A 22,458-nucleotide genomic window follows, 5' to 3' on the forward strand; every position below is an offset into this window, starting at 1 on the left:
TCGCGGGCCGGTCAGTTGTGCTTGCGCAGCGGTGCATCCTCGACGAACCACGCGAGCACGAACGCGATCGCGATGACCGTCGCCGCCGCGAGATAGACGACATGCAGCGAACCGGCGAACGCATGCAGGTACGTGTCGCGCACGGCATCCGGCAACTGGTGCACGGCGGCCGGGCCGAGCGCGGGCGGCAGCTCCGTGCCGGCCGGCAGCGCATCCATCACCCGCGACTGCAGCCCGTGCGAGAACAGCGCGCCGAACGCCGCGACGCCGAGCGAGCCGCCGATCGAGCGGAACAGCGTCGCGCCCGACGTCGCGACGCCCATGTGCCGGAATTCGACCGTGTTCTGCACGGCGAGCGTGAGCACGGGCATCACCATGCCGAGCCCGATCCCGAGCAGCGCCATGTACGCATACATCGTGTGCAGCGGCGTATCGAGCGTCAGCGTCGACAGCAGCGCCATCGCGATGCCGCCGGTCAGCGTGCCCAGGATCGGGAACATCCGGTACGAGCCGAGCCGCGAGATCAGGCGGCCGCTGACGATCGACGTCACGAGCATTCCGCCCATCATCGGCAGCAGCTGCATCCCGGCCTGCGACGGCGTCGAGCCCTTCACGACCTGCAGGTAGAGCGGGATGAACGTGACCGAGCCGAACAGCGCGATGCCGACGACGAAGCCGATCAGGCTGACCAGCACGAAGGTGCGATGGCGGAACAGTTCGAGCGGCATGATCGGCTCGGCTGCGAGCCGTTCTTCATAAACGAAGCCGCCGATCGCGACGAGGCCGAGCACGAGCGTCATCCACAGTTGCGGCGACGTCCACGGCAGCAGCGAGCCGCCTTCGCTCGTGAACAGGATCACGCAGGTGAGGGCGGTGGCGAGGAACGCGGCGCCCATGTAGTCGATCCGGTGCTTCACGTGCGCGGTGTGCGGCCGGAACGCGACGCCGATCACCGCGAGCGCGAGAAAGCCGAGCGGCAGGTTGATCGTGAAGATCCAGCGCCATGAAAGATGCTCGACCAGGAAGCCGCCGAGCAGCGGGCCGATGATGGTCGCGAGGCCATACACGCCACCGAACATCCCCTGGTAACGCGCGCGGCGATCGGGCGGCACCAGATCGCCGATCGCGGCCATCGTGACGACCATCAGGCCGCCGCCGCCGAGCCCCTGCAACGCGCGCAGCACGATCAGCTGCGTCATGTCCTGTGCGACGCCGCACAGCGCGGAGCCCGCGAGGAACAGCACGATCGCTGCCTGCAGCACGATCTTGCGGCCGTACAGGTCGCCGAGCTTGCCGTACAGCGGCAGCACGACGGTGGACGACAGCAGGTACGCGGTGACGACCCACGACAACTGGTCGAGTCCGCCGAGCTCGCCGACGATCGTCGGCAGCGCGGTCGACACGATTGTCTGGTCGAGTGCGGACAGCAGCATGACGAGCAGCAGCGCGGCGACGATCAGCCCGGTCGGCGCGTCGCGGCGAGCCGTTTCAGCGGCCGGCGGAGTGAGGAGGGTGTCGGTTGTCATTGATATATCTGCCATGGCAGGGAATTGTGTCGAACTATAGCTATCGATGATTGACTAGTCAATTTCTGCCCAGCCTTGATCTGTTGCAGGCGTAACAGTAGATTGCCGGCGCAAAAAATTGACCGGGATCACGTGGAAAGCGGGGCCGGACTCAAGTTTTCTGCAGGCAAACCGTAATCCAGAGTGCTGCAGACCGATTGCCGCCGCATTTTTCACCGCTCACGTCCCGTCATGAACCTGAACGCCCTGTTTTCCCGTTTCTCGATCCGTACGCGGATTTTCTCCACGCTGGGCCTCGTTGCCATCCTGCTCGTCGTCTCGGGGCTGATCGGCCTCGCCGGCATGCAGAGCTCGAACCGCGCGCTCGACGAGGCCTATACGCAGCAACTGGCTGCGAAGACCGCGCTGTCCGCGGCCAGCCTGAACCTGACGATCGTGCGCACGACGCTCGACCGCGCGCTGTTGCATCCGGAAGCGCCGGAAGTGCCCGATCTCGTCAAGAAGGCCGAGAGCTATCTCGCGAAGGCCGATACCGCGTGGCGCGGCTACGCGTCGATGCCGCACGACGGCGACGAAGGCCCGCTCGCGAGCCGCCTCGACGCTGCGCGCCAGGCGCTGATCGGGCAGGCATTGAAGCCGATGATCGACGCGGTTCGCGACGGCCGCCGCGACGAGGCCGACCGGCTGCTGATGTCGGTCGCGCCGCCGCTGTCGGTTGCGCTCACGCAGGCGACCGATGCGCTCGATGCGTACCAGGTCGCACGCGGCAAGGATGTGTACGACACCGCGCAGACCTACTACGGCTGGATGCGCGTGGGCGCGATCGCGGGCATCGCATTCGGCCTGGCCGCGTGCCTTGGCTGTGCGATCGGCCTGCATTTCGCGATCACGCAGCCGGTGAACCGGCTGCTGTCGCATTTCCGCCGCCTGTCGGACGGCGACCTGACGTCGGAAGTGCGCTGGTCGTCGCGCGACGAAATGGCGGAGCTGGTGAAGGGTGTGACGGGCATGCAGCGCAGCCTCGCGGATACGGTGCGCCAGGTCAGCCAGGGTTCCGAGGCGATCTCGACGGCGACGCACCAGATCGCGGCCGGCAACACCGACCTGTCGCAGCGCACCGAGGAACAGGCGTCCGCCCTGCAGGAGACGGCTGCGAGCATGGAGCAGCTCACCGCGACCGTGAAGCAGAACGCGGACAATGCGGTGGAGGCGCAGGCCTGCGCGGACACCGCGAGCGAGATCGCCACGCGCGGCGCGACCGTGGTCGGCGAGGTGATCGGCACGATGAACGAGATCGACCAGAGCTCGCAGAAGGTCGCCGACATCATCGGCACGATCGAAGGGATCGCGTTCCAGACCAACATCCTCGCGCTGAATGCGGCGGTCGAAGCCGCGCGCGCCGGCGAACAGGGTCGCGGCTTCGCAGTGGTCGCGGGCGAGGTGCGCACGCTCGCGCAGCGCTCGGCGTCGGCGGCGAAGGAGATCCGCACGCTGATCGGCGAATCGGTCGAGCGCGTCGCGACCGGCTCGCGGCTCGTTGGTGTGGCCGGCACGACGATGCAGGACATCCAGCAGGCGATCGGCCGCGTGACGGGCATCATGACGGAGATCGCGGCCGCGTCGAACGAGCAGCGCGACGGAATCGAGCAGGTGAACCGCGCAGTGTCGCAGATGGACCAGGTGTCGCAGCAGAACGCGGCGCTCGTCGAGCAGGCCGCGGCTGCGGCGGCTTCGCTGGAGGAGCAAGCGGACGGGCTGCGTCGCGCGGTGGGTGCGTTCCGGGTCGCTTGATCGGCCGTGGGTGGCGACGGGCCGGTCGCCCGCCGATTACGTCAGACGGCCGCGAGCTGCGCGGCCGCACGCGACGACGCGACGATCAGCAGCTTCATCGTCGCGCGCGTCGCGCCGACGAACAGCTTGCGCGCGGCACGCGCGTCGAGCGTGTCGAAGTCGACCTCGGTGAGGATCACGCACGGCGCCGACTGGCCCTTGAAGCGGTAGATCGAATCGAGCAGCACGTCGCCTTCGCGATATTCCGGGTTGCCGAACAGGTCGTACTTGCCGGTGAAGCTCTTGAGCCGGTGCGGGCCGAGCTGGTCGAGCGGCGCGAGCACCGAGCCTTCGCGGCCGCGATACGACAGCACCGCGATGTCCTGCTTGCGAAAGCCGAGTGACAGCGCGTGCGTGATCGCCCGCTTGGTCGCGTCGACGCAGGCGTCGGCCAACGCGTCTTGCGACGCGCCTTCTTCCCCGTACGCCGACACCGACGGATCCGAACCGTCGAACGGGCTGCCCGAGCGCAGCTCGGCCGCGAGCGGCTCGACCCGGCCGACGATGTCGCGCACGAATTCGAGCAGGTCGCGCGGGCTCCGGTAGTTCGTGAGCGCCTTCAGCGTGACCCAGCCCGGTAGCGCGACGGGCTCCCGCATGTACAGGTTCTGCAGCGGATCTTCCAGCCACCACCATGCGCCGTCAGGCGCCAGCAGGCGCTCCAGCGCATCCGCCCACGGCGCATGGAAATCCTGCCCTTCGTCGACGACCAGCACGTCGAAGCGCCAGCGCTCGGAAATCGGCGTTTGCGCGAAGCGCGCCTCGAGCCGTTCGAATTCGCCGGGCACCTGGAAGTCCGGCGTATAGCCGCCGTCGCGCGCGACCCAGTCGCACAGCTGGTGGTAGTTCGCGATCTTCGCGCCGGGTGGCGCGATGCGTGCAATGTAGTCGGCGAGCGGCCGGTTGAAGCACACGTAGAGCACGCGCTTGCCGGCCGCGACGGCATCGCGCATCGCCTGCACCGCGAGCTGCGTCTTGCCTGACCCGGCCGTGCCGGTGACGCGCAGCCGGAACGGCGCGAATTCGAGCTGGCGCGCCCATGCGGCGAGCCCGCCCGACAGCCGCGTGACGAGCGTGCCGGCCTGCCCGACGAGCGCGCTCGTATCGGGCGTGAGCGCGAGCTCGTCCGCGAGGAAATGGTGGAGTTTCGGTGCGTTCGGAAAGTGCTCGTCGTCCTCGGGCAGGATCCGCAGGATCACCTGCGCGAGCTGCGCCTTGCGCGACGCATCGACGATGCGGTCGGCCGCGACGCCGGCGATCGACGCGTCGCGGATCGAGTAGTCGGGGCAGTACAGCAGCGCCTCGACGCCATAGACGCCCGCGCCGAGCGCGGCCGTCAGGCGCCGGTGCAGCGTTTCCTGCGTGCGCGCGAGCTGGATCGGGACGTTGCGTTCCTTCTGCAGATAGACCTTCACGAGCCCCTTCGGCGTTTCGCGCAGGAAGCCGGCTTTCTGCTCGATCAGCAGCACGCGGCCGGCCGGGCTCACGACGACGAACGCGGCCTCGCCGAACACCGAGAACGCCTGGTCGGCGCGCGTCCAGTGCACGCCGTGGTACACGGTGTAGCCGTCGGGCAGCGCGTGTTCGAGGGCGGCGAGCGTTTCGCGCTCACGTTCGGCCGCGCCGGTCGCGGCGAGGCTTTTCCAGTCGTCGGGGATGAGGCGGGCCATGGCGTCGGGCGGCGGATGCCGGGGTGGGCGTGAACGGGTGCGGCTATTGTACTGAGCTATGAACCTGTTCACGACCGCCGGGCCGTGCGGACGATGGCCGTCCGGAGGGGGAGCGGCCCGGGGACGTTACCCGCGCGCGAGCCGTTTCGCGAGATCGGCGCTGAGGATCGCCATACGTGCGGGCTTTTCGTAGCAGACGACGTCGAACGCGCGGATCACTTCGCTGATGTCGGCCTCGCTCGCGCGGCCGGTGAGCAGGTCGCCCGTCAGCACGAAGATCGGCGCGCCCGGGTTGTCGGACGTGCGCACGGCCTTGATCGCGGTGGCGGCCGTGCTGTCGTCGAACAGCCATTCGGTCAGGACCGCGTCGAACGCTTGGCCCTGGAGCGCGTCGACGAACGGCGCGAGGCCGTCGAATGCGGCCGTCGCGAAACCCTGGCGCTCGAGATAGCGGCACAGCTCGGTCGCGCTCACGCGATCGGGGTCGATCACCGCGACGACGAGCTTGTCGCTCTCCGCGCGGCGCGGATAGATCTCGATCTTGTGCACGTCGTACGCGTTTTGATACAGCACACCCGTGTGGCGCAGCACGCGCCAGCGGCCGTTTTGTTCGTACGCGACGAATTCGGGGCGCGCGCCGGCTTCGAGCGGCGCGCCGATCCATGCGGTACACGGCATCTCGGCGACGCCCGCATACAGTACGGCCTCCTGCGAGTAGGCGCCGACCATGCCGGGGTCGAGCGTTTGCGCACCGAACAGCTGGGCGGCGGGTTCGCCGTACGCTTCGGCGACTTTCTTGATCTGCGCGAGCGTCCAGGGGCTGCTGCCGCGCAATTTACGATGGCCTTGCGAGAAACTCAGGTCGAGGATGCGGCACAGCTCGGTGGTCTGCTGGCGCTTGCCGATGCCGTTGCGGGTCATCAGCTCGCGCACGCGCTCGGCAACCGCGAGGGAATCCGTGGTGATTGCTTCAGTGGTCATGCTACGGGAACGGATCGTGACGTTCAGAACGACGCCTTGCGGCAGTCTCGACGGACAGTCTTCATGACGTCCAGGGGCGAGCCGACCGGCCACGCGCGGAAAAGATAACTTTACCGCAAAATGGTCGTTATTCAGCGTCGCGAAAGGTGCGTTTGTGTGAAAGGTGTGTCACGACGTTACCACCGCGGCCCATATCCGGATGCATTAACGCCTGACAGGAAACAATGACGACAACCTATCCGCTGCACGATGCCCTGACCCTTGCCGACCTGCCATTCCCGGCCGAAGCCGATGTCGTGATCGCCGGCGCGGGCATCATGGGCTGCGCGGCCGCGTATTACCTGGGCCTGCGCGGCCTGAAGGCGGTCGTGCTCGACAAGTCGCGCATCGCCGGGCAGCAGTCGACACGGGCGTGGGGCTTCGTGCGCCAGCAGGGCCGCGAAGCGGCCGAGGTGCCGCTGATGATGGCCGGCATGCGGATCTGGGAGGGGTTAGAGGAAACGCTCGGTTTCGATCTCGAATGGCGGCAGGGCGGCTGTCTCTATATTGCGGACAACGAAACGGACTGGGCGTCGTTCAACGCGTGGCTCGCGGTCGCGCGCGAGCACGGGGTCGACACGCGCACGCTGACGCGCGCGCAGATCGACGAGCGCATCAGCGGCCTTTCGCCGCAGGCACGCACGCTCGGCGGGCTGTACACCGCGACCGACGGGCAGGCCGAGCCGCGCCGGGTGGCCGCCGCGTTCGCCGCGCGTGCCGTCGAGGCTGGCGCGCGCTTCTTCGAAGGCTGCGGCGTGACGGCGATCGAGACGGCCGGCGGCGAGGTGGCCGGCGTCGTGACCGAGCGCGGCACGATCCGGTCGCGGCGCGTGATCTGCGCGGCCGGCGCGACCAGCTTCCGGCTGCTCGACGGTGTCGGCATCCGGCTGCCGCAGCAGGCCGTCCGCGGCACCTGCATGCGCACCAATGTGGTGCCGCCGGTGTCGGCTGCGACGGTGTGGGGGCATGGCCTCGGCATCCGGCAACGCAAGAACGGCGCGATCAATCTTGCGGACGACATGCAGGTCGACGTCGACCTGACACTCGGCCACCTGCGCGGGTTGAGCCTGTTCTGGCCGGAGTTCTGGTCGCAGCGCGACAAATTCCGGCTGCACGTGAACGGGGCGGCATGGCGCGATGCGCTTGCGCGCATCAACGGCGCGACCGGGCCGATCGAGCCGCGCGATCCGCAGCCGCAGCCGAATCGCGCGCATGCGCCGCGTGCACTCGAGAAACTCAAGGCGATCTTTCCCGCGCTGAAGGACGCGCAGATCGTCGAGGCCTGGGCCGGCCTGATCGACGTGCTGCCCGACGGCATTCCGGTGATCGATGCGCCGGGCACGCCGTCCGGGCTCGCGATTGCGACGGGGTTCTGCGGTCACGGTTTCGCGATGGGGCCGATCGTCGGGCGGCTGCTTGCCGAATGGATCGACACCGGCGCGCCGTCGCTCGACCTGTCGGCGTTTCGCGCGCAGCGCTTCGTCGACGGCACGATGGTGCGGCCGCGCAGCATGTTGTAGCAGGCGAATCGACGTGATGACGTCGGCTGGTGACGGCCGACCCATCGTAGAATCGAGCCCGCATCCTTCAGGAGATTCCCCGTTGGCAACGCCTTCCGCCCAGCGCCGCTCGTTACGCTCGCGCCTGCGTCGCGCCCGCAATCCGTGGCAGGCACCGCGTGCGCGCACGCTGTTCACGCGTCCCGCGACGTCGCCGCGCCGCACGCTGCTGTTCCGTATCGGCGCGGTCGTGCTGCTGTGCACGCTCGCGTTTCTCGTGCTGTATCTCGATCGCGACGGGTTGCGCGATTCGACCAAGAGCACGCCGATGACCGTCGCCGATCTCGTGTACTTCACAATGGTCACGGTCGCGACGGTCGGCTATGGCGACATCGTGCCCGTCACCGCACGGGCACGTCTCATCGATGCGTTCTTCATCGTGCCGATCCGCATCGTCATCTGGTTCATTTTCCTGGGCACGGCCTATCAGTTCGTGATCCAGCGCGTCGTCGAGGAATTCCGCATGAAACGCCTGCAAAAGCAATTGTCCGATCACATCGTCGTCTGCGGTTATGGCCTGTCGGGCTCGATCGCGGTGCGCGAACTGCTCGAGAGCGGCGTCGATCCGGCGACGCTCATCGTGATCGATTCGCAGCAGCAGGCGATCGAGGCCGCGACGTCGCTCGGCGTGGCGGGATTGCTCGGCGATCCCGCGCATGAGGATCTGCTGCAGCAGGCGCAGGTGCGTGAAGCGAAGGCCGTGATCATTTCGGTGACCGACGATCCGACCGCGATCCTGCTGACGCTGTCGGTGCGCAGCATCGCGCCCGATACGAAGATCGTCGTGCGGATCCAGGAGAACCTGTACCAGCGGCAACTGCGGCAGGCGGGCGCCGACGTGATCGTGTCGTCGACGAAGATCGGCGCGCTGCTGCTCGCTGATGCCGTGCATAGCCGCTACATCGTGCCGTTCGTGAACGACATGCTGTCGACGCGCGGACGCGCGACGCTGCTGGAGCGCGAGGCGATGCCGCAAGAGATCGGCTGCATGACGAATGTCGTGCCGGGTGCGATCGTCGTCGGGCTCGATCGGTGCGGGAAGATTTTTTCGTTCTACGAGGATCCGCCGTGCAGGATCGAGGCGGGGGATACGCTGGTTGTCATCCAGTCGGCGCGGATTCCGGATCCGGATGTTTGAGGATTGTACGTGGAGAAAATGTAAGTATTTTCAATGAATTATTGTTTTCTCTTTCTTCGATTTTTCGTCTCGCTTGTAGTGTGTAGGCGCCATGTAGGCGATCTGGGGCAACTTCGATCCACGTCGATCGATGGCAGTGCGTCCCCGATGAGTCGTCGAGTGCTATCGACGGCAAGACATTTTCCTGGCAGAGCGGGGGTGTGATCCCGGTTGCGATAGCAACTACCATCGGTTCGAACTTCATTGCAAATTTCAACTGGCGTGTGAAATCGCGACAGCATTGTCGCGGTTGTGCCGGTGGGGAAACTTCGTCGAAGGTTTCCCGATGATCGCCCTACCTACCGGCGGAATACGAGTCGGCGACGTTTCTCCATATCACGATCACAAGCGTCTTGGCAGCTAGATTGACGTTGTTGCGACTGTCTTCCAACCGGACGTCTCCGCACGGAGCGCTGTTGCCGGTGCGTTTGACCATGGAGTAACGACGCTGCTTCGAAGCGCACGTTGCTCTGACCTGGGACGTTTCTTGTAGCCATTTGGCAAGTGAGTTCTCTTTTATCCTGGAGGCAAGGAGAACTCGATGAAGAAGCGATTTACCGACGAGCAGACCAGGCGTGGGCGTTGCGCCGCCTCTATGCGCAAGGCCTACTCACGGATGAAGCGCATCCAGAGGCAATGTCGCCGGTTGTCGTCAGCGAAACCACTCTGCCGCCAACTCAGCCGTCGACATCAGTATCATCGCTCTCTGGCTAGGTCACGAGAGTATCGAGACCACGGACATCTATATCGACACCGACCTGGCAACAAAGGAGCGAGCCCTTGAGAAGCTGGCTCCCAAGACGCAACTTCGCTTCGGTTCAAGCCCACGCGACAGCATCCTTGCTTTCCTGCAACAGCTCAGATTATTTACAGTTGATCCGCCGGCAATCCAGAGGCATCGGATCATCAGCGGACCATCTGTGTACAATCTGGAACTGTATCCAAAAGCGCTAATGCTCTGCAGAGGATTAGCGCTTATCTTGGTCAGCCCCTTGTTCACGGTTGCGTCGGTCACAGGACGTTGTTTCCCCCTCCTTGAACAAGCGGGGCATGTGAGACTTCTTCTTTCAGTCTGAAACGTCCTGCACGGTCTTCCTGCCGACGATCTCCCAGAGCAGATCGATATCGAGCGCCTGCTTGGCGACGAGCAACTTCAGACGATGGTTCTCGTCCTCCAACTGTTCGACGCGTCTGGCGTCCGCAGCATCCACGCGGCCGAACCTGGCACGCCAGGTGTCGAGGACATCATCCGAAATGCCATATGCGCGATACAGCTTGTTAGCCGTCGGACCAACCTCGGTCTGTTCAGGAATTGTGTTGATCTGTTCTTCGTTGATTCCATGCTTGTTCATGTCCGCTCAGTCTCCATGCCATACCGACCCATCGATCAGTGACGTATTTCAAAGGCACAACATGCGTGACTCATGCAGTATTGACCGAGAACGATTTGAGTTGCCCCGGAATGGCTTGCCTGGTTCCGTGGAGCATTGAAGAAGAGATTTTCTCGGCCAGCATAATCACAGGCGAATTGAGGTTCGCGGACGGTATTGTCGGAAATATCGAGGCATCGACTACCCGGACTCGCTCAATGCCAATCACGCGCCCCTCCGAATCCGTAACCTTCCCCATGCGCAATGTGCAGGACGGGTGGTAATTGGATTCCGCCGTTGCTTTTGCCCATGCCAGAATTTCCGCGTCGCTGCGCGCTTTCGAAACGTCGCCTGCCTCTCCCAGAATCATTTTGGCAATGGCAGGCTGGCTCATGATTTCTCGCATGTTCTTGACCGCTTTAATCGCCAGCCTTTTGTCATGTTCTGAAGTCAGATAATCGAAGCTGAATGCAGGCATGGCCAACGGGTCTGCGGAGTGCAACCATACCCGACCGACGCTGGTTGGGCGTTGCAAGCTCAACGAGCAGTGATATCCCGGATTGATGCGTATCGCATCGTGCCCGAAGTAAGGTCGGAAAGCAACGCACTCCATCTGAATATCCGGGCGCCCGGAGCCGTCGGTTGAAATCATGGCGCCGGCTTCAAACAGATTGGAGGCGCCAAGCCCCCGGCGTGTCAGGATCCATTGCGCCCCGATTATCGGGCGGCGGGGCAGGGACAACTCGCGGGCCATCGAATCGTGCTCGTTCCTGACATGCCAGTCGATAACGAGGGCCGTGTGATCGGATAAACCTTGGCCAACCTCCGGATGATGGGCAACCGGTGAAATGCGATGCTTGCGGAGTTCGTTTGCATCTCCGATCCCCGAAAGCATCAGTAATTGCGGGGACATCAACGCGCCCGCACAAAGAATCGCCTCTCGTCCTACGGAGATGCGGTGATTCCTGTTCAGCCGTGTTGCCTCGACGGCAACGCAAGTCGTGCCCGAAAACAGCAATCGTGTCACCCTTGTATGCAACATGACGTCGAGGTTGGGCATGGGATGCTGCCGCAAATAAGCGTAAGAAGCGTTCATACGCCGACCGTTGCCGATATTGCGCTGGATTCGATGCATGCCTGCTTGCTTCTCCCCGTTATGATCCGGATTCAGCGCATGCCCGGCTTGCTGCCCCGCCTCGAGAAATGCCTCAAACAACCGGTTTCTGCATTGTGCCCTCTCGACCTTGATCGGACCGCTTCCTCCTCTCCAGAGATTCTCGCCATCTTCGAACGTTTCCGTTTTTTTGAAGAATGGAAGAACATCCTTGTATTCCCATCCAGCTACACCGAGATTGGACCAGCCATCATAGTCCTCCGCATTGCCGCGCATCCAGTTCATCCCGTTTACCGATGACGATCCGCCCAGCACACGGCCTCGCGGTTCGTAAATACGTTCCGGGTAATCATCCGAAAACAATTTCCAATTTGTCTTGTCGCTAAGCAACGGCAGTCCCATCGCACCAGGCATTACGATGCCGAGATTGATATCCGATCCGCCGACCTCGATGAGCAAGATTCTCAGCGATGGATTTTCGGCCAATCGACCGGCGACTGTGCTGCCAGCTGATCCGGATCCGACAACGACGTAGTCGTAGCCATCGATCGCTGGCTCTGAAACGATGTTCAACATGGCACCCCCAATGTAGCGGCAATCACGTTTTGTTCGAGGATCGACGCGCGTGCGCGGGCAGTTGCAGACTCTTTAGTTCGATGAACTCATGCATGCCGAAATCGCCGCACTCGCGGCCATTGCCGGATTGCTTGTAACCGCCCAATGGCGCCTCATAGCTGAATTCGCCGCCATTGATGGAGCAGGCGCCTGCCCGGATCCTCCTCGAAATGCCGATTGCGTCCTCGAGGGTTCCGGACCAGACAGCCGACGCCAATCCGTATGGCGAGTCATTGGCCATCAGAATGGCCTCCTCCAGCCGATCGTATGAAATCATGCAGAGGACCGGACCGAAAATTTCCTCTTGCGCGATCGTCATCTTGTTGTGAACGTCGCGAAAGATCGTCGGTCGCACAAAGGCGCCTTTGTCGACGCCTTCGGGCAGATCCGGGCCACCGGTAACCAATCGGGCGCCTTCATCCAACCCTTTCTGGATGTAGTCGATGACGACCCCTCGCTGGTATCGGGTGCTCATCGGTCCCATGTACGTCGCTTCATCCGCCGGGTTGCCGATCCTGATGCGTTCGGCGATCGTCTTTGCGATCACTACGGCCTCTTCGTACCGGGATCTCGGAATCAGCATGCGGGATAAGCAGACGCACGTCTGGCCGGAATTGATCATCACGTCTTCGACGCCGAACCGGATTGCGGCTTCGAGGTCTGCGCTTTCGGTGATGATGAAAGGACTCTTGCCGCCGAGCTCCAGGCAGACCCGCTTGATCGACCGGGCAGAAAGTTCCTGGATGCGGGCGCCAGTGACAGTCGATCCGGTAAAGGACACCATATCCGCGGCCGGGTGCGTGACCATCAGATCGCCGAGCACGCTGCCCTTGCCGGTCAACAGGTTGAAGACGCCGTCGGGGAGGCCGATCGAGTCGATAACCTCTGCAAGGACCAATCCTTGGAGCGGAGTGACGGACGACTCCTTGACCACGACCGTACATCCTGCGGCAAGGGCAGATCCGACTTTGGTCAGCAGCTGGAACAACGGATAATTCCAGGGCGTAATGAGCGCGCACACGCCGACGGGCTCCCGGATGACCAATACATTGTCGACCTCCGTCGTCTCGTCCAGTATCGCGCTGCGCGCGGCAAAATTCCTGAACGCATCGATACAGGATGTCTGTATCTGTCGTGTAATGTTGATCGGGCAACCCATCGAGGCAGAGATGATGTTTGCCAGTTCCTCCCGGCGGCTTTGCAGCGCATCGTGGATTTTCACGATCCAGTCATGCCGTTCCCTGGATGTGGTTTGTGACCACGCGCCAAATGCTTGCTTTGCAGCGCGAAACGCTTCGTCCACATCTTCGGCGGTTGCATTGCATATCTCGGCGATGACTTCTTCGGTAGCCGGATCGATGACCGGGCTGAATCTGTTTCCATGCGGATAAACCCACGATCCGTTGATGAACAATTTATCGAAGCGCCGAATCATCAGGAAAACTCCTTCGTAAATCTATTGGAATGAAAGATTGATATTTTCTATCGTCTTGCACCGTAACAACGCTAAGTCCACGATTTTTTCATGGCAAGGCTGAAAGATTCGCTGGCCGTGGAATGGTATTCTCTTTCTCCGGGTGGCAGGCACTCTGCGAGTTCGAAAAGTGCCTTGCGTTTTTAGCAAAATACGATCCGAGCAATCCATGGACACTATCGCTGCAATTCGTCTGTTCTTTGAAGTTGCTGATATGGGGAGCTTCTCCGCGGTTGCGCGCACCCATCAGATCGCCATTTCTTCGATCACGCGTGTCATCAACCAGCTGGAGCGGAGCCTGGGCGCAACGTTGTTCATCCGCTCGACACGCCAGCTATCCCTAACCGAAGCCGGGTATCGGCTTCTGCAATCGCGTGGCCAGCTTGCGCAGCTGGCTGAGACGCTGAAGGCGATCAAAGGGGTTACGGAAGATATGTCGGGGAGGATGCGGATCACGGCTCCCGAGAATTTCGGGCGACGCTATTTAGTCGACATCATTCCGGCATTGCTTGATGAGTTTTCAGGGCTTGAGATAGAACTTGATCTTAGCGACGAATATCGCGACCTCGTAACCCAGGGTATTGATATGAGCATTCGAGTGGGTGAGGATCAATCTTTGTCTCTGATTCAACATCAGCTCACTCCCAATACTCACGTGCTTTGCGCAAGTCCGAATTATTTGTCTCGGTACGGAGTGCCGAAAGAGGTTGGTGACTTGAAAAATCACCGTTGCATTAGGCATGAAATACTCGGCCTCGATAAGCACTGGGTATTTTCGGATGAGACTGGTGTGACTTACTTCCTTCCCGAGGGATCATTCTCGTCCAATCTGTCGGATGCAGTCATTTCTGCAGCGATTTCAAGTCAGGGAATCATTCTGATGCCATATTGGCTGGTTGGAGCCGAGCTGATTGACGGAAGGCTTGCTCCGGTCATGGCGACCAGTTCCGCCAGACCTTTGCCGAAATATGGGGAGTGGCTTTATATTGCCTATCCCCCGCATAATCGCCATTCGATCAAGGTTCAAACCGTAAAGGAGAGATTGATTGCGTTATTGTGTGACGTCGGATATCCGGCCGAAGCTGCTCCAGATATCCATCGCTGATAATCCGCCCATCGCTGAGCGACAGGGGGCAACGCAGCGTTTTCGGAGCACGGTGCGAAGGCCGAAGCTCGATCACCTGTGACGCGTTGCTCGACGGTCCGGCCGGATCGAGGATGCCGTTGATCGCCGCATGTGCTCCCGAGTTGGCACGCTGGTAGATGCCGTCGACGTAGACCATCGTTCGTTTGGATACCGAATAGCCAACCGTCGCGGCGATCCGGTGTGCGTGGTTATTTTCCGGTTCGGCATTGCCTTTCATGTACATGTGGCTTGTGCCGAACGACCACGCTGGTGTGATTTGCACAGAGCTGTGCTGCATAGGCTGTGCCGGCGGTCAGTGTATTTCGGATGGTGACGAAGTCGGCGACGGTGTATGCGGGACCCAGCACGTAGTGCGCACCGACGCCCCGGTTCCTGATCGCGATTTGCGGCGATCCGTCGAGCGAACCCGGATACTTCTTTTCGGTGTAGGTTGCACCGAGCCCGAACGGTCCTGCGGCGTAGTTCAGACGGAAGCTCATGGCGGCGTTCGAGCCGAATGATCCCGGTACGCCGCCTGGTGCATGGAGCACACCGAAAGACAGTCCCACAAAGATCTGAGATTCATACTTGATAGAGTCGGCCGTTGGTTCTGCTCCATTCGAACCAGCCGGGTGGGGCTCTGCGGAACGTTGAGCTTCTGAAATGCAGCTAGAGTCCGAGACAAATGGCGGGTTACTCCATGCGCCCGTGCAAACCACTCGGGCGTCAGGTAGTCGAGCGAGCTGTGGGACCGCTCGGAGTTGTACTCGATTCGCCACGATTCAATCAAGCTCCTCGCATGACGCATGGAGGCAAGTCAGCGCCCGTTGAAACTTTCGATGTGAGCATTTTGATTGGGCTTGGCCGGCCGGATGAACGACAGCGTTACACCGACCTGGTAAGCCCATGCATGCAGCACCTTGCCGGCTAACTTGCTGTGCCACCAGTAACAGCTGGCCTCCGAGAAGCCGTATCGGCGGCACAGATCCTTGATCGGGATACCTGCGTCTGACTTCCGCAGGAGGCCAATGATCTGCTCGTCGGTGAAACGTTTTTTGATGTCCAATCTCCTGGCTACGTGATTGGACGCTAAATCGGCGCGCTACTCGAATTAGGAGGGGCGTCGGTCCCATCTTGTTCGTTGCGCTTGTCGCGCCGTGCCACAAATCATGGTGATGGAGACACCGCATTTCCTTGTCCCACCTCGCACGTTCGAATGCCCGTTGAATTTGAGCAAGCTCGAAAAGCCTGACGTGCTGTCTACCGCATACGCGTCTACCGTGAAACACCGTCCCTGAACTGACGCGGCTGCATGCCGTTGAAGCGCTTGAATGCGATCGAGAACGCGGCTTCCGATTGATAGCCTACCCGCCCGGCAATCCTGCCGACGGGTTGCGGCGTTTCCACCAGTAGTCGCTCGGCCTCCTGCATGCGAATGCGTGTGATGTAGCTGAATATCCCTTCGCCCAGTTCGCGCTGTGCGGCGGCGATCAGCCGGGAACGCGATGTTCCCGCAAGACTGGCAAGCGTCTCCAGTGTCCATGGCCGGGAGATATCTCGATGAAATTCGCGCAAGGCGGCGGCAACTCTGGAATGCCCTGACAACGAAATCCACGCGGGCAACAGCGGCATGTTCGAGGCGACGTAATGCCGGATGACGTTGATGACGACTAGCTCGGCCTGTCGCACCGCCACTGACCGAAATCCGGGGCGCTGGAACGTCAGTTCGTCCCGAATCGCCTCGATCGCGCGACACAGCCACACGGGCAATTGGTCGAAATTGAGGAGCAATACGTCGGGCAGCGCGTCGAATATCGCCGCACTGACGCTTTTTGCTGGTGCCATGCCCACGAAAAACGTCGACGTCACGCCCGTGTCTGGCGATTCGCCAAAAGCGATGGACTGGAAACGATCAATCTTGGCGGGGTTGCGCAAATCGACAGGCTGGTTGGGACGTGTGAACAACGAGTCCTGAACGATATGCTCCCGCGCGCGCAAGATCAGGCAAACGCTCTTGTCGCGCAATGCGTTTCTCTCTCCTGACTCCGTCATGAGCAGGTTGCAAGTCGCGCCGGTGAAAACATACAGCGTAACCGGCCATATGCCTTCGGGCATATGCACCGCCCACGGGCTGCTCGATTGCGCCTCACCCGCTTCGATTTCTGCGAAACGGCAGGTATCGAGCGCAGCAGTTATCGGGTCCATTTCCGTACTCCATCCAACCCTGCATGTCATTGGGCCGAACATAGGATCATAAGAAGAACACTGCAGGCTGCCGTGCGCAATCCGGAGATGTCCGTATCCGCCCGAGTGGGCCGCCGTCCATGCGGTGCTCTCGCAAAAGGAAACGAGTCCTTTAGATGGGCGCGACTAACCATACTCCCCACGGACCGAACGTGTATGCGCCTCGAAGCGAAGAAGACACCCGGCTGAGGCTCACACAGCACGGCGGATTGGCCACTCATTTCTGAAAAATACAGATGCGCCCTCTCGATATCCCCGATCTGAAGTCGGCGGCATTCCTCGCCGACCGTTACCCCACCTACCGTGCGTTGCAGGCGGACTTTCCCCATTTCGCGGTCGACATCAATGGCGAGCAGTGCATCGTCCTGACGCGATATAGCGACGTGGACGAGGTGCTACGCAACCCGCTTGCGTCCGTCCAACAGGCGCCGGGCGAGTTTCCCGAGCGCATCGGGAAAGGCGATGCCGCACGCTTCTATCGTGAATCGCTGCCGAACATCGATGCGCCGGATCACACACGTATTCGACGCATCGTCACCCCGGCCTTCAATCCGAAAACCGTCGCCAACATGCGCGGATGGGTCGAAAAAGTCATCGTTGACCATTTGGACAAGCTCGACGGCGAAAACGAGGTCGATTTTGTGGCGGACTTTGCCGACCCGGTTCCCGCTGAAATCGCCTGCAGGCTGCTGCATGTGCCGGTCTCGGACGCTCCCGAGCTTTTCGCGCAACAGCACGGATTGAATGCGGTACTGAGTGTGTCGGACATCACGCCGGAACGTCTGGCGCAAGCGGATGCCTCCGCAACCTTTTACTACGAGTACATGGACGATGTCCTGGACGCCCTCAAAGGCAAGCTTCCCGAAGATGACTTCGTCGGTGCCTTGATGGCGGCCGAAGGCGCGGACAACGGCCTGACCCGCTCCGAGTTGGTCACGACGCTGATAGGCTTCCTGGTCGCGAGCTACCACACGACCAAGGTGGCGATGACCAACACGGTACTGGCTTTGCTCAATCACGGCAGCGAAAAGGCTCGCCTGATGGCGAATCCAGACCTTGCGCGCGCGGCGTGGGAAGAGTCGCTGCGCTACGACGCTCCAGTCCATTTCGTGCATCGCTACGCGTCGGAGGCGATGACGGTCGGTGGCACGCCCGTCGAGAAGGGGAAACGTCTGCTGCTCGGACTGCACGCGGCGAGCCGTGATGAGGCCCGTTTCCCGGAGGCGAACCGCTTCGTGATCGACCGGCCCGATAACCGGCATCTGGCATTCGCTGGCGGTGGTCATTTCTGTCTGGGATCCCAGCTCTCCCGTCTAGAGGGCGATGTGCTCCTGCGCTCGCTCTTTCAACGCTTCCCTGAGATGCGTTTGACGGAGTCGCACTTCGAGCGTGTGCCGGACCTGACCTTTCCGATGCTGCTGCGTATGACCGTTGCCCTTCGCGGCGCTGAAGGTTGAGATCGACCATGCATCCAATCACCGTCCAGATACAGCGCGATATGTGCTGCGGATTCGGCAATTGCGCGGGCCTGTGTCCGCAGGTCTTTGCGCTCGATTACGACACGAACCGCGCACAACTCGTGCCTGACGCGCCGCTCGCGGACTATGTCACCCAAATCTCCCTGGCGGCGAGCGAATGTCCGACGCAGGCGATTCTGGTCCGCCAATCCGGCGGCGATGCGGGGGAACTCAATGCGTGACCGGACCCTTCGCGGCGCGATGTCCGAGTGGACGCCGATGCGCGTTGCCCATCGCTATCGTCTCGCCGAGCACATTTTCGCCGTGACGCTCGAGAGTGAGCGCGGAGCGCCCCTTCCCGGGATTGCGCCGGGCGACCATGTGGAGGTGCAGGTGCCGGGGGGCACGCGTGCGTATTCCCTCTGCAATCCGCCCGGCGCGCGGGACCACTATCTGTTGGCCATCCACCGCTCGCCTACGCGTGGCGGCGGACATTACTTATGTGAGACGTGTGAAGTTGGCGACACGGTGCACGTGCGGGGCCCGAACAATTGCTTTGCGCTGTCGCCACAGCATCGGAATGTCGTGCTGATCGCGGGGGGCATCGGCATCACGCCCATCATCTCCATGGCGGAGCATCTGACATTGCAAGGCGTGAACTTCGAGTTGCATTACAGCGCACGTACCCGGGCCTGCGCAGCATTCGTCGACAGGATGGATAACGCCACATTCCGAAGCCGCGTCCGCTATTACTTTCGGGATGATCTTCGAAGTGAGCGGCTAGGCCTCGACGCTATCTTCAAAAGGCTCGACGCCGATCAGCACGTCTACCTCTGCGGACCGAACGCCATGCTGGCGGAAGCCATGACGCTAAGTGAGCGATATTCCCTGTCCGACCGCCTGCATTACGAGCGTTTCGGGGCGAGTCGCGCCGCTCCGGCACCCATCGGGACAGATGACAACTTCGAGGTCCTTGCTGCACGAAGCGGTCTGCGAGTCGAAGTGCCATCGGACTGCTCGATTGCCGTGGCATTGATTCGCGCGGGTATCGATGTGCCCCTTTCCTGCGAACAAGGCGTTTGCGGCATGTGCCAGACGCGTGTGCTTGATGGCATCCCGGATCACCGCGACGACGTGCTCACGGCAATGGAGCGCGCTGCTAACGACGTCATCCTGCCTTGTGTTTCACGTGCGAAATCCAACTTGCTGACGCTGGATCTATAGACCCGGCGGCATTCCTTACGACACACTCAGGAGAGACGATGAGACTTGCCATGTTTCGTGAAGGCGGCACAGACCGCATTGGCATCGTTGAGGCGGACACGATCATCGATGTCACCGCCGGATTGTCATCGCTGTCGCGAGAGCTTACCGACTGGTTGCCCGGGCTTTCCACCTCATGGCAGATCCTGGCGTTGCTTGCCCGCGAATCGCAGGTTCGATTTCCGCTGTCTGATGTTCGGTTGCTACCACCGGTACGACGCCCGTCGGCGTTTCTGGCCATTGGCGGCAACTATGCGTCGCATATCCGCGAGATTTCCCACTTGAACGTCAATGTCGGGGAGCATCAGATCTGGTTCAACAAGCAAGTCTCTTGCATCACCGGCCCGTTTGACGAACTCGTCATCCCGGCAGGAACTTCGACACTCGATTACGAAGTGGAGCTGGCGGTGATCATCGGGCGGCGCTGCCGCAATGTTTCTGCTAGGGACGCCATTGATTACATCGCGGGATACACGGTCTGCAACGATGCCAGTATTCGAGAGCGGCATACCCGAAGCCCCACCATCACACTCGCGAAATCGTTCGATTCGCTCGGTCCGCTCGGTCCATGGATGGTGACGGCCGACGAGATCGCCGATCCGCATGCGCTTCAGGTGCGCACATGGGTCAATGGCGAATTGCGGCAAGACGGTAATACGGCAGAAATGCGGTTCAACATCTTCGAGCAAATCGAGGAAGTCAGTCACGCTATGACCCTGGAGCCAGGTGATGTGTTGGCCACGGGCACCCCGGCCGGTATTGGCGCCGCGCGCCTACCCCCCATTTTCCTCTCACCCGGCGATGTCGTACGCATGCAGATTGAAGGGATTGGCGACATCGAAAACCGCGTGGCGGCGCACTCCGTGAGCCCCTGAGGGAGCTGCCGAGTCTTTGTCGTAGCTTAATCGCGGTAGGGAGAAACATATAAATTAGGAATATTAATTATGCTGTGCATTACATTTGACAATTTTGGCAGATCGTCCGGCGATTTGCTGCCGTGGCAGTGCCCTGCCGAGATTCCGCTGGTGGAGTGGGCTACCTACAATCAGATCGGTCTGGAGCTGGGGCATCCGCGCATCCTGAAACTTCTCGACGATCTGCAGATTCGCTGCACCTACTTCGCCGAAGGATACGCGGCAGTGCTCCACCCGGACGAGATGAGGACCTGGCATGCCGCCGGACATGAAATTGGGGTTCATGGCTGGAAACACGAGCATTGGTCAGGCATTGCCTCGCGTGACGAAGAGAACCACCTCATCGAGCTGGCCGTCACGAGCATTCAAGCGCTGACCGGGGAAGCGCCTGTGGGTTTTCGTCCCCCGGGATTGGCCATCAATTCGTGGACAGACGACGTGCTGGCGGCGCACGGCATCCGGTACGTCTCGCAAGCCGTTCCGGTAGTCAATGCCAAGACCCCAGGCACGTCTCGTGAGGACGGTGAGACGTCGCCGGTGGTGAGTCGACTCGCTGTGCTGTCGACTGATCCCACGCTGATCGACGGTGCGGTGATCCACCCGCGATTCGGCGGGATTTTCGGCACGCTCGATGCAACGGCGGCCTACGACAAGCTCTATCGACTCGCCGTGGCCCACGAGAGCACGCGCCCGGACGAGCCTTGGGTGCTGGTTGTGCATCCGTTCACGTCGGGTAATCGAGCGTGGTTCGCATTCGAGGACTTCATGAGACGGCTCGCGGGCGAGTTCGGTGAGTCGCGCTTCCTCCGGGCGAAAGACGTGACCTTTACTACGAACGCCTGACGTCAAACAAACGCCGTGCGCCGGCCCACTGAATCCCTCGCAAGGCGCTTTGCGCGCATTTGCGATGCAGGATGTATCAAAAAAACAAAACATGACACACAGGAGACATGGAGTGAAACGCATTGTTCTTATCGGAATTTTTCTCTGGGCAGTATCGCGTGGCACGATGGCTGCGCAAGGCGTGACGTACGGCGGCCCAGTCGGCGGCACCGACATACAGAATGCGTACTTGCCGCCGGAGTCGGGGCTGTATGGGACGTTCATTGGTGTGGGGGCGTACGGCGACAAGTTTTACGACAACTCGGGAAGAAGTCCCACAACCTCCGTCAGATTGCCGGGCGGGATTGCCGAGTTCGGTTTGCTCTACGTCTATCCGTTCAAGCTGTTCGGTGGGACGCTAGGGAGCTCTGTCGCCACAGGCTACGGATGGGGCAACATCACAGTCAATGGTCAGCGTCGGAATTTCAAGGGCATCAACGATCTCTATACCGATATCCTGACGTGGAGCAAACACCTCGGGTCGTTTGAGGCAGGCATGCCGCGAGGCCTGACGGTGAAGCTCGGCTACTCGATGATGATCCCGATCGGCAAATACAACACTACCGATCTGTATACGACAGGGCAGAACACCCTCTACTACATACCGAATGCAGCCCTGACCTATTTGACGGGACCCAACATGCTGGGCGATGGCACGGAATTCAGCGCGCACTTCTTCCTGGATGTTGCTGGCAGCAACGCCGCGACTAACTACAGAAACGGTCTGGTGGGTGATGTCGACGTCGCAATCAGTGAAGTGATTGGCAGATGGCAAGTGGGTGTGGCGGGCTACTACGCCCGGCAATTCACCGATGACAAAAGAAACGGTCAAACAGTGCCCGGCAATCGGTTTGCCAGTGCAGCCGTTGGCCCCGTTGTCGCGTACAACATCCCTCAATGCAAGTGCAGCGTGAAGCTCAAGGCACAGTTCTCAGTGCTTACGCGCAATTCGCTTGCTCCCAACGCCGCCTATCTGTTCATCAGCAAGGCGTTCAACTAGTCAGGAGGGCGGACGGGCGGCAGATCACGTCTCAACGCTCCGTCTTTCGGAGGACTGCGACGGGATTGTTCCACATCTACTGACCGTTGATATTTCACCGTAGGAGCTCAAAAAATGTGTTTGGCACGATTGCGAAGGCTTTATCCGGCCTCCGCAATCATGCCACTGGACCGGCCAGCCTTCCGCAGACATCTTCGAACCATAATTTATGGAAACC

General features: G+C 61.4%; 18 protein-coding genes and 2 pseudogenes. 10 read left to right on the forward strand and 10 right to left on the reverse strand.

Annotation, left to right across the window (positions count from 1 at the left end):
- Positions 1-11 precede the first annotated feature (11 nt).
- Complete coding sequence (locus tag HAV18_RS01180) at positions 12-1,526, reverse strand: MDR family MFS transporter (RefSeq protein WP_166951593.1); 1,515 nt, start codon at positions 1,524-1,526, stop codon at positions 12-14.
- A gap of 231 nt (positions 1,527-1,757) precedes the next feature.
- On the opposite strand from HAV18_RS01180, the gene HAV18_RS01185 reads away from it, so the two are divergent.
- The gene (locus HAV18_RS01185) at positions 1,758-3,317 is read left to right on the forward strand and encodes a methyl-accepting chemotaxis protein (RefSeq protein ID WP_166951596.1); all 1,560 of its coding nucleotides are present in this window, start codon (positions 1,758-1,760) and stop codon (positions 3,315-3,317) included.
- 41 nt (positions 3,318-3,358) lie between these two features.
- Here the strand turns inward: HAV18_RS01185 and HAV18_RS01190 are convergent, their stop codons facing one another.
- Entirely contained in the window at positions 3,359-5,026 is a 1,668-nt protein-coding gene (locus HAV18_RS01190) for an ATP-binding domain-containing protein (protein WP_166951599.1), read from the reverse strand.
- Positions 5,027-5,152: 126 nt separating this feature from the next.
- The gene (locus tag HAV18_RS01195; protein ID WP_166951602.1) at positions 5,153-6,007 is read right to left on the reverse strand and encodes a helix-turn-helix domain-containing protein; all 855 of its coding nucleotides are present in this window, start codon (positions 6,005-6,007) and stop codon (positions 5,153-5,155) included.
- A gap of 224 nt (positions 6,008-6,231) precedes the next feature.
- Between HAV18_RS01195 and HAV18_RS01200 the strand changes: the two genes are divergently transcribed.
- Together HAV18_RS01200 and HAV18_RS01205 are read left to right on the forward strand one after the other, a co-directional pair.
- The gene (locus HAV18_RS01200; RefSeq protein ID WP_166951605.1) at positions 6,232-7,566 is read left to right on the forward strand and encodes an FAD-binding oxidoreductase; all 1,335 of its coding nucleotides are present in this window, start codon (positions 6,232-6,234) and stop codon (positions 7,564-7,566) included.
- Between the two features lie 82 nt (positions 7,567-7,648).
- Positions 7,649-8,743 carry a TrkA family potassium uptake protein gene (locus HAV18_RS01205; protein ID WP_166951608.1) on the forward strand — a complete coding sequence of 365 codons (1,095 nt, stop codon included), beginning with the start codon at positions 7,649-7,651 and terminating at the stop codon, positions 8,741-8,743.
- Between the two features lie 1,106 nt (positions 8,744-9,849).
- On the opposite strand, the gene HAV18_RS01210 is transcribed toward HAV18_RS01205, so the two are convergent.
- The 3 genes from HAV18_RS01210 to HAV18_RS01220 all read right to left on the reverse strand — a co-directional run bounded on the left by HAV18_RS01210 (position 9,850) and on the right by HAV18_RS01220 (position 13,313).
- Entirely contained in the window at positions 9,850-10,134 is a 285-nt protein-coding gene (locus HAV18_RS01210; RefSeq protein ID WP_166951611.1) for a transposase, read from the reverse strand.
- 70 nt (positions 10,135-10,204) lie between these two features.
- Entirely contained in the window at positions 10,205-11,842 is a 1,638-nt protein-coding gene (locus HAV18_RS01215; RefSeq protein ID WP_166951614.1) for a GMC family oxidoreductase, read from the reverse strand.
- Between the two features lie 22 nt (positions 11,843-11,864).
- The gene (locus HAV18_RS01220; protein WP_166954064.1) at positions 11,865-13,313 is read right to left on the reverse strand and encodes an aldehyde dehydrogenase family protein; all 1,449 of its coding nucleotides are present in this window, start codon (positions 13,311-13,313) and stop codon (positions 11,865-11,867) included.
- 211 nt (positions 13,314-13,524) lie between these two features.
- Between HAV18_RS01220 and HAV18_RS01225 the strand changes: the two genes are divergently transcribed.
- Positions 13,525-14,460 carry a LysR family transcriptional regulator gene (locus HAV18_RS01225; RefSeq protein ID WP_166951616.1) on the forward strand — a complete coding sequence of 312 codons (936 nt, stop codon included), beginning with the start codon at positions 13,525-13,527 and terminating at the stop codon, positions 14,458-14,460.
- Positions 14,461-14,690: 230 nt separating this feature from the next.
- On the opposite strand, the gene HAV18_RS39545 is transcribed toward HAV18_RS01225, so the two are convergent.
- From HAV18_RS39545 to HAV18_RS01250, 4 genes and pseudogenes are all read right to left on the reverse strand, one after another.
- Positions 14,691-15,050, reverse strand: a complete 360-nt coding sequence (locus HAV18_RS39545; RefSeq protein ID WP_347814722.1) for a porin — start codon at positions 15,048-15,050, stop codon at positions 14,691-14,693.
- A pseudogene (locus tag HAV18_RS39765) lies at positions 14,978-15,400 on the reverse strand (transposase). Before HAV18_RS39765 ends, HAV18_RS39545 begins: the two are co-directional and overlap by 73 nt.
- Positions 15,401-15,403: 3 nt before the next feature.
- Positions 15,404-15,541: pseudogene (locus HAV18_RS39770) on the reverse strand (transposase); the annotation flags it as partial.
- Between the two features lie 215 nt (positions 15,542-15,756).
- Positions 15,757-16,686 (reverse strand): AraC family transcriptional regulator, encoded by a 930-nt coding sequence (locus tag HAV18_RS01250; protein WP_166951622.1) that lies wholly within the window; start codon positions 16,684-16,686, stop codon positions 15,757-15,759.
- Between the two features lie 275 nt (positions 16,687-16,961).
- Between HAV18_RS01250 and HAV18_RS01255 the strand changes: the two genes are divergently transcribed.
- The 6 genes from HAV18_RS01255 to HAV18_RS01280 all read left to right on the forward strand — a co-directional run bounded on the left by HAV18_RS01255 (position 16,962) and on the right by HAV18_RS01280 (position 22,241).
- Positions 16,962-18,182, forward strand: a complete 1,221-nt coding sequence (locus HAV18_RS01255) for a cytochrome P450 (protein ID WP_166951625.1) — start codon at positions 16,962-16,964, stop codon at positions 18,180-18,182.
- An 8-nt stretch (positions 18,183-18,190) separates the two neighbouring features.
- A complete protein-coding gene (locus HAV18_RS01260) occupies positions 18,191-18,424 on the forward strand; it encodes a ferredoxin (protein ID WP_166951628.1) in 234 nt (77 codons plus the stop codon).
- 19 nt (positions 18,425-18,443) lie between these two features.
- On the forward strand, positions 18,444-19,406 hold the full coding sequence (locus HAV18_RS01265) for a PDR/VanB family oxidoreductase (protein WP_166951631.1): 963 nt from the start codon (positions 18,444-18,446) through the stop codon (positions 19,404-19,406).
- Positions 19,407-19,444: 38 nt separating this feature from the next.
- A complete protein-coding gene (locus HAV18_RS01270) occupies positions 19,445-20,320 on the forward strand; it encodes a fumarylacetoacetate hydrolase family protein (protein WP_166951634.1) in 876 nt (291 codons plus the stop codon).
- A gap of 69 nt (positions 20,321-20,389) precedes the next feature.
- Entirely contained in the window at positions 20,390-21,202 is an 813-nt protein-coding gene (locus HAV18_RS01275) for a polysaccharide deacetylase family protein (RefSeq protein WP_166951636.1), read from the forward strand.
- 112 nt (positions 21,203-21,314) lie between these two features.
- Positions 21,315-22,241 carry a transporter gene (locus HAV18_RS01280; protein WP_166951638.1) on the forward strand — a complete coding sequence of 309 codons (927 nt, stop codon included), beginning with the start codon at positions 21,315-21,317 and terminating at the stop codon, positions 22,239-22,241.
- Positions 22,242-22,458 lie beyond the last annotated feature (217 nt).

The organism is Burkholderia sp. D-99, assembly GCF_011605345.1.
GTDB lineage: Bacteria > Pseudomonadota > Gammaproteobacteria > Burkholderiales > Burkholderiaceae > Burkholderia.

Bases quoted from the DNA above. Each gene is read 5' to 3' on its own strand.
- HAV18_RS01255 (WP_166951625.1), top strand. From the start codon at position 16,962: ATGCGCCCTCTCGATATCCCCGATCTGAAGTCGGCGGCATTCCTCGCC.
- HAV18_RS01260 (WP_166951628.1), top strand. From the start codon at position 18,191: ATGCATCCAATCACCGTCCAGATACAGCGCGATATGTGCTGCGGATTC.
- HAV18_RS01210 (WP_166951611.1), bottom strand. From the start codon at position 10,134: ATGAACAAGCATGGAATCAACGAAGAACAGATCAACACAATTCCTGAA.
- HAV18_RS01275 (WP_166951636.1), top strand. From the start codon at position 20,390: ATGCTGTGCATTACATTTGACAATTTTGGCAGATCGTCCGGCGATTTG.
- HAV18_RS01200 (WP_166951605.1), top strand. From the start codon at position 6,232: ATGACGACAACCTATCCGCTGCACGATGCCCTGACCCTTGCCGACCTG.
- HAV18_RS01270 (WP_166951634.1), top strand. From the start codon at position 19,445: ATGAGACTTGCCATGTTTCGTGAAGGCGGCACAGACCGCATTGGCATC.
- HAV18_RS01265 (WP_166951631.1), top strand. From the start codon at position 18,444: ATGTCCGAGTGGACGCCGATGCGCGTTGCCCATCGCTATCGTCTCGCC.
- HAV18_RS01195 (WP_166951602.1), bottom strand. From the start codon at position 6,007: ATGACCACTGAAGCAATCACCACGGATTCCCTCGCGGTTGCCGAGCGC.
- HAV18_RS01225 (WP_166951616.1), top strand. From the start codon at position 13,525: ATGGACACTATCGCTGCAATTCGTCTGTTCTTTGAAGTTGCTGATATG.
- HAV18_RS01190 (WP_166951599.1), bottom strand. From the start codon at position 5,026: ATGGCCCGCCTCATCCCCGACGACTGGAAAAGCCTCGCCGCGACCGGC.
- HAV18_RS01185 (WP_166951596.1), top strand. From the start codon at position 1,758: ATGAACCTGAACGCCCTGTTTTCCCGTTTCTCGATCCGTACGCGGATT.
- HAV18_RS01250 (WP_166951622.1), bottom strand. From the start codon at position 16,686: ATGGACCCGATAACTGCTGCGCTCGATACCTGCCGTTTCGCAGAAATC.
- HAV18_RS01215 (WP_166951614.1), bottom strand. From the start codon at position 11,842: ATGTTGAACATCGTTTCAGAGCCAGCGATCGATGGCTACGACTACGTC.
- HAV18_RS01180 (WP_166951593.1), bottom strand. From the start codon at position 1,526: ATGACAACCGACACCCTCCTCACTCCGCCGGCCGCTGAAACGGCTCGC.